The organism is Salipiger bermudensis, from assembly GCF_019801965.1.
Classification (GTDB): Bacteria; Pseudomonadota; Alphaproteobacteria; order Rhodobacterales; family Rhodobacteraceae; genus Salipiger; species Salipiger bermudensis_A.
Genome location: NZ_JAHVIA010000020.1, coordinates 1 through 6054 on the forward strand (window position 1 = coordinate 1; position 6054 = coordinate 6054).

6 protein-coding genes and 1 tRNA gene are annotated in these 6054 nt (G+C 64.9%); 1 reads left to right on the forward strand and 6 read right to left on the reverse strand.

The genetic code is table 11. The features are described 5' to 3' along the window. Positions 1–42: 42 nt before the first annotated feature. Positions 43–119: transfer RNA gene (locus KUV62_RS22470), tRNA-Met, on the forward strand. Here KUV62_RS22470 and KUV62_RS22475 read toward each other — a convergent pair. From KUV62_RS22475 to KUV62_RS22500, 6 genes are all read right to left on the reverse strand, one after another. Then, complete coding sequence (locus tag KUV62_RS22475) at positions 76–1722, reverse strand: recombinase family protein (protein ID WP_222606001.1); 1647 nt, start codon at positions 1720–1722, stop codon at positions 76–78. The two genes, KUV62_RS22470 and KUV62_RS22475, sit on opposite strands and share 44 nt — an antisense overlap. Beyond that, the gene (locus KUV62_RS22480) at positions 1719–2762 is read right to left on the reverse strand and encodes a site-specific integrase (RefSeq protein WP_222605997.1); all 1044 of its coding nucleotides are present in this window, start codon (positions 2760–2762) and stop codon (positions 1719–1721) included. The genes KUV62_RS22475 and KUV62_RS22480 overlap by 4 nt, the downstream gene beginning before the upstream one ends. After that, positions 2759–4459, reverse strand: a complete 1701-nt coding sequence (locus KUV62_RS22485; protein WP_222605998.1) for a tyrosine-type recombinase/integrase — start codon at positions 4457–4459, stop codon at positions 2759–2761. The genes KUV62_RS22480 and KUV62_RS22485 overlap by 4 nt, the downstream gene beginning before the upstream one ends. A 165-nt stretch (positions 4460–4624) precedes the next feature. After that, on the reverse strand, positions 4625–4828 hold the full coding sequence (locus KUV62_RS22490; RefSeq protein WP_222605999.1) for a helix-turn-helix domain-containing protein: 204 nt from the start codon (positions 4826–4828) through the stop codon (positions 4625–4627). A gap of 198 nt (positions 4829–5026) precedes the next feature. Beyond that, positions 5027–5701, reverse strand: a complete 675-nt coding sequence (locus tag KUV62_RS22495) for a hypothetical protein (RefSeq protein WP_222606000.1) — start codon at positions 5699–5701, stop codon at positions 5027–5029. 183 nt (positions 5702–5884) lie between these two features. Next, a partial coding sequence (locus tag KUV62_RS22500) for an integrase core domain-containing protein (protein ID WP_222602952.1) occupies positions 5885–6054 on the reverse strand: 170 nt, incomplete at its 5' end.

Here is a 6054-nt window from a genome sequence, read left to right on the forward strand (position 1 = left end):
CGATAAACCCTCGATCAAATCACCCTCGAGGGTCAAAATTGCCGCGGGATGGAGCAGCCCGGTAGCTCGTCAGGCTCATAACCTGAAGGTCGTAGGTTCAAATCCTACTCCCGCAACCAGTTTTACCGAACTCGGATCGACATCACCCAGCCCTCCGGGCTGGGCCTGCTCGATCATCGCGCTCAGCGCCCCCTCAACCTCCAGCGTGATCCCCTTCGTCCCCGCGTCGTGATGCACCACAAGGCGGTCGATCAGGCTGCGCAGCAGGTCCAGCGCCGGGACGCGGATCGTCTCGTCCTTCAGCGCCTCCGACAACTCCGTGACCTTGCTCCGGTAGAGCTCCGCCAGCTTCGGATGAAACCGCACCGCGCTCGGGGCAGGGGCCTCCAGCTTACGCTCCAGCTCGGCCTTCTCCTCTTCCAGCGCCTGAAGCTTTTGCAGCAACCCCGCTGTCCGAAACCCATCGGCGATGGCGTCATAGAGGCCTGCGAGTTTGCGCTCCACCTCCTTGAGGGCCTTGCGGGTCTGCTCGTGCTTGATCCCCTCGTCGCGTCTCTGGACGTTTGCGGCTCTGGTGAACGCGGCCACGAACTCCGCGACGGCATCCGGTTGCATCAGGCGATCTCGCAGGAGCTCGAGAGCGGCGTCCTCAAGGGTCGCGCGCTTGATCGATCGCGTTGCGGCACAGGTCTGCAGTTTGCGGGCGTTGGAGCAGGCGAGGTAATCCTTGCCCACCGCGGCAAAGCCGCCACCGCAACAGCCGCAGGCAAGCTTGCCGGTGAGCAGGTGCCGGCTGCGCTTCTGCTCCCAAAACCGGCTCTTCCGAATGCCTTGAACCGCTGGCGTGGCTTCGATCTCCTGCTGTCGCCGCTTCACCGCGTCCCAGAGCGCATCGGTAACGATGCGCAGCTCGGGGACATCGTGGATCACCCAGTCCTGTTCCGGGTTGAGGCGCGAGACGCGTTTGCCGGTCTCCGGGTCCTTCACGTAGCGGAGGCGGTTCCAGATGAGGCGCCCGATATAGAGCTCGTTGTTGATGATCCCCGTGCCGCGCTGACGGTGGCCGCGGATTGCGGTGTCGCGCCAGTGCGTGCCGCGCGGTCCGGGGATGCCGTCTGCGTTGAGCCTCTGCGAGATCTTCTTCGGCGAATAACCGTTGGCAAACTCCTGGTAGATGCGTTGGATGACCTCGGCTTCGCACGGGACGATCTCGCGCTCACCGGTCACCGGTTGGCCATCCGGACCGAGGCTTCTGATCACACGATAGCCATAGGCATTCCCGCCACCGGATTTGCCCGCCTCGACGCGGCCCCGCAGGCCGCGCCGGGTCTTGGCCGCGAGATCCTTCAGGAACATCTGGTTCATCGTGCCCTTCAGCCCGACATGCAGCTCGTTGATCTCGCCTTCCGAGGTGGTGATGATCTGAACGTCGTGGAAGCTGAGGCGCTTGTAGAGCTGCGCGACATCGGCCTGGTCGCGGCTTAGGCGATCGAGGGCTTCACAGAGGATGACATCAACGCCGCCGCGCTCCGCGAGCGCGAGGAGGCTTTGTAGCCCGGGGCGTCGCGTCGAGGCTCCCGAGAGGGCCATGTCGCTGAAAACCTCGATGACCTCGCAGCGTTCGAGCGCGGCGCGCTCGCGGCAGATCCGGACCTGGTCCTCGATCGAGGCCTCGCGCTGCATGGTGGTCGAGAAACGGGCGTAAATCGCGGCGCGGGTCATGCGGATGTCTCCTTCATGCTTTGGAGGAGGCACGCATACTCGCGACCGGCCTCGATGGTCTGGGCATGGATGTAGTGCCGGTCCGCGGTTTGGAAGCCGCTGTGGCCAAGGACTGGGCGGATCAGGCTCGCGGCCTCTGGCGAGATGCGGGCCAGAGAGGTGGCCGCCGCGTCTCTGAAGAAGTGCGGTGGGACCGAGATCCCGGTCAGCCGCTTTGTCTGCTTTGAGATGGTCGATCTGAAGGCGCCGATCTTGAGGGCGCTTCCCTTGCGCCCCAGCCAGAGGCTCTGGTCATCGCCCGAACCCCGGGCCGCGAGAAACGGGCGGGCATCATCAAGGTAGTCGCGCAGGGCCGGCGCGACCTGCGGCGGGACCTCTGCTTCCCATGGGATGTGTGTCTTGCTGAGCTCGGGTGAGATCGAGATGAAGATGCGGTCGTCATCGACAATGACGGAGGTGCCGAGGGTCAGCCCCGCCAGCGCGCGGACACGCATCGGCATCATGGAGAGCAGGGCGATCATGGCCCCGTCCCGCAGCGATGTGGCTCGGAAGACGCCGCTGCCGCCGCGAGTCTTGGCCTCCTCGACAAGCTGCAGTCCGGTATCGAGCAGCAGCTGCGAGCTCAGGATCCTGCCGATCTTGCGCGCTTGTGTCCCGCGTCCGGCAAGGGATTTGAGCCGGGCGCGCAGCGCGCGCTCCGGACGCCAGTCGCGGGACGGGTCCCCGGCGGTGACGACGCGCAGGACGCCCGTGACCAAGATGAGGCGGGACATTGGAGCCAGCCGATCGAGCGTCGAGAGCCATTGCAGGAGCGCGGGCCGAGTGACCCTGTCGGCTGGCGCGATGTTGCGGGTGTGGGCGCCGCACCCAAGGTGCCATTGCAGCCATTGCCCGTAGCTTTGGGAAAGGCGTTTGCGAGAGGTCTCCCGCAGGTGAACGAGCGGCCCGCGATCGTCGAGCGGGTTGCCCTCGGTGAAGAGGCCGCGCCACATCTCCTGATCCGCGGCAGGCGAGTCCTGCAGGGGCAGAATGAGGCTCATTCCTTGCCCTCGCGCAGGGCGCCGATCAGGTCGGAGAAGGCCCGCGTCGCGGTCTTTACCTCCATCCCGGAGTACATGTTGATCGTGTGGCTGACGTCGGCGTGGCCCAGCAGACGGCGCGCGACCTCGTAGCCCCCCGGGTTGGCATCGAGCCAGTTCATCACCGCGAAATGCCGGAAAAGATGCGCGTTGATCTCAAGGCCCAACTCCCGGCAAACCAGTTTGGAAATCCGTGTTGCGAGGTCTGCCGAATTGACCGGCGCTTCACCGGAGCGCTTGGGGAACAGGTAGGGGGTTCCGGCAGGGCACATCCAGGGGACTCTGGAGGCGAGATGCTCATCGATCAGACGCACGACATCCTCGGGCAGCTCGAACTCGATCGGACGGCTGGTCTTGGTGTCTTCCTCTTCCAGGGCAAGGTAGACCCGACCATCGCCGGGCCGTTGGAGGTGATGGCCAAGCTCGAGCTCTGCAAGGTTCTTCACCCGGATGGGACAGACGAGAAGGATGGCGATCGCGAGGGCCGTCTCGCGGTCCAGCGCCGCGGAGTAGGGCTTCTTGTTGCCGGCGCCGCGCCGAAAGATCCGCTCGGGCAGAGTGAGGAGGTCCATGCGGTTGCGCGGCTGCTGCAGAACGCGGAGGCGCTCCCGGTTCTTGGCGGTCAGCCCCTTCTGCGGGTCCATGGCCAGCTTGCCGGAGAGCTGGCGCAGGCGTGCCACCTCCTCAGAGGGACGGTGCAGGGTGGTGGCGATATTGGGCAGCAGGCGCGCCACCTCTGCGATGCCGCGGGAGCTGGTGTTGCCATTGCGGGAGAGCATCTGCCGCAAACCCCGCTCTGCGGCGGTCGGTTCAAGGAGGCTGCTGACCGACGTGATGGTCGAGGCGTCAATGCCCGCATGCACGAGCTCGGACGCGAAGCGCAGGAGCATGCTGCGGTACTGCTTGAGTGTCGCGGGACGAAGCGCGCGGTGACGCCCGGTCTCGGAAAGCGGGTCGTTGGCGCCAATTGCGGCAATGAGGCTGTCCAGATCGGTTAGGAACGTCGCAGGGAAGCTCTGGTCCGGTAGCCGGAAGATCTTCTGGCGTGACGGACGTGGGATGGGCGTTTGCGGCCAGCCGGGGACGCGTGCAACGGCGAGGTTCCAGCCATTCACCGCGGCGCGGTAGCTGGTCTCCGGGTCCTTGCTGATCTCGTTGAGCGTCACCGCCTCGAGAAAAGCGCTTGCGTGCTGCTCGTTTACCTCGTCGGGGATGATCCGTTGACGGGACAGGAAATGCACGAAGCGACCGAGCGACGTGGAGAGGGTGGCATCGTCCAGCTCGAGCAGGCGACGCCAGAGTGAGCGCCACGCGGGAGCAAGATCGGTCGTTCTGCGGAAGCGGCGTTCGACGATGCCGGCCGTTGCCATCGCGGCACGCGCGTTGCTGACGGAGTTCTGCCAGGTCTTCTTGGAGATCCCGAGCTGTGCCGGGCTGATCTTGTCGAGTCTCGGCTGCAGCCAGCGAGCGTCGCAGGGAACGTCGCTGGGCGGAAGGCCGAGCGCCTGTGCGACGCGGCGCAGCCCAGAGATGAGGTCGCGCTCGCGGGTGGGGAAGAGCGAGCCCTGCGCCGAGAGAGCATTGATGAGATCCTGGAAGGTCGGCGTGCCCGCCGGGACAAAGACCTGGTCGAGTGGGATGGGCATTTGCGTGGTCATCGGGACAGCCTCTGATTGGTCAGCTCTGGTCTCGGGAACCCTGCCGTGGACAGGGCGCCCGATTCGGGAGAACCCTAGCATGAAAAGTTCGCAACTTACGGGGAGGGGGTCTTCCCGAGAGAGCTCTAACGCATTGACATAAATGGACTTTGATGGTCGCTTGGCCTAGAGGATGCCGCGGCGGCGATAGGCCGTGTGAGCGTCCGGATGGATGCGGATCAGGCGGCCGCCAGGGCCCACACGGATCACGTCGAGAAGGCCGGCGTCAATGGCGCGGCGGACCGTCTTCTCGGACACATTGTCTTCGAGCGCGACCTCCTTCACCGTTTTGAGGCGCGGGGGCTGTTGGGTCTTACTGGTCGGGGGCATTGGGGCTGGTCTCCTCGGAGTCGCAAGGGGAGACCTCCGCATCCAACGCCGCCGCCTCGCCAAGAAGGCGGGCAAGTGCGAGCGCAACATCCTTGATGCGATCGAGCTCTGCTGGAGGCTGGTGGGGGCTGTCGGGCGCGGAGGTCATGGGCTGACCTTGCCCGAGCACGCCAGGGCACGTCTAAGTGCACTGGTTCGCTATTTTTGAGTGCCGACCTCTGGTTCGGATGCGAGTATAGCGTCGAGATCCTGCTCGCGTTCCATGCGCCTGGCGTACTCGATACTCTTGCGCAGCGTCCCTCCGGCGAAGTCGTCGCCGTCTTCGGTCACCATGGCGGCGACGCAGCGTATGAAATCGACGAAGGGTCCGTAGATCTGGCCCTTCACGGCTTTGGTCGCGTCGGTGCTGAAACTCGCCTTGCGCCCGGCTTGCTTCCAGATCCGCGCGCACTCGGCGACGACGTCATTGCGGCGCCGGTCAACTACGGTGCGCTTATCCTTTGGCGACAGGTCGTACACAGCGCCGGGTACCTTCGCGATCGACTCGAGGAGGCCAACGACCTCGGCAGGGTCGGGTGCTGGGCCTCGCAAGAGCTCTTTGGCCTGGTCCAGCTCCGGGCGGCTGGCCGGCAAAGTGCCAAAGCGGCTCTCGAGTACCTGGAGCCCCTCGCGAAGAACCTTGATGGGGTCGTCGCTCGCTTTGGCGAACCGAAGCGTTCTCCTGACCTTGGTACCACCCTGTTTGCTCGCCTTGCCACGCCCGACGTCGATGAAATTGGCGCAGGTGTCTTGGTCCAGGCAGTAACCGATCTGCCGCGACAACTCGACGACGAGCGGGGCCTCCAGATCGAAGCGTTCCCTGATCTCCCGCATTTGTGCCAGGTCGAGCGCTCCGTCGTCGCCGTAATCCGCAATCTTCCAAGCCCTCGCTTGGCCAACCCCATCGAAATGAAGATAGAGCGTGTCGTCGGCGAGCTCAGCGTTGGAAGGCTCGTCGGGCTGCAGGCGGGGAGGTAGCTCGCGTCGGGTCTGACCTGCTCCCCATAGAGTCCGCGTTTATGAGTTAGCTCTGTTCAGGGTTTGGTCCTCTACTGACCGTTGGTGATACTCCCACGGGGTGAGCCCGTCGAGGCTCGTGTGGGGGCGGTGATGGTTGTAGTCGTTGCGCCAGCCGGCGATCAACTCGTGGGCGTGGCGCAGATTGGCGAACAGGTGCTCGTTCAGGC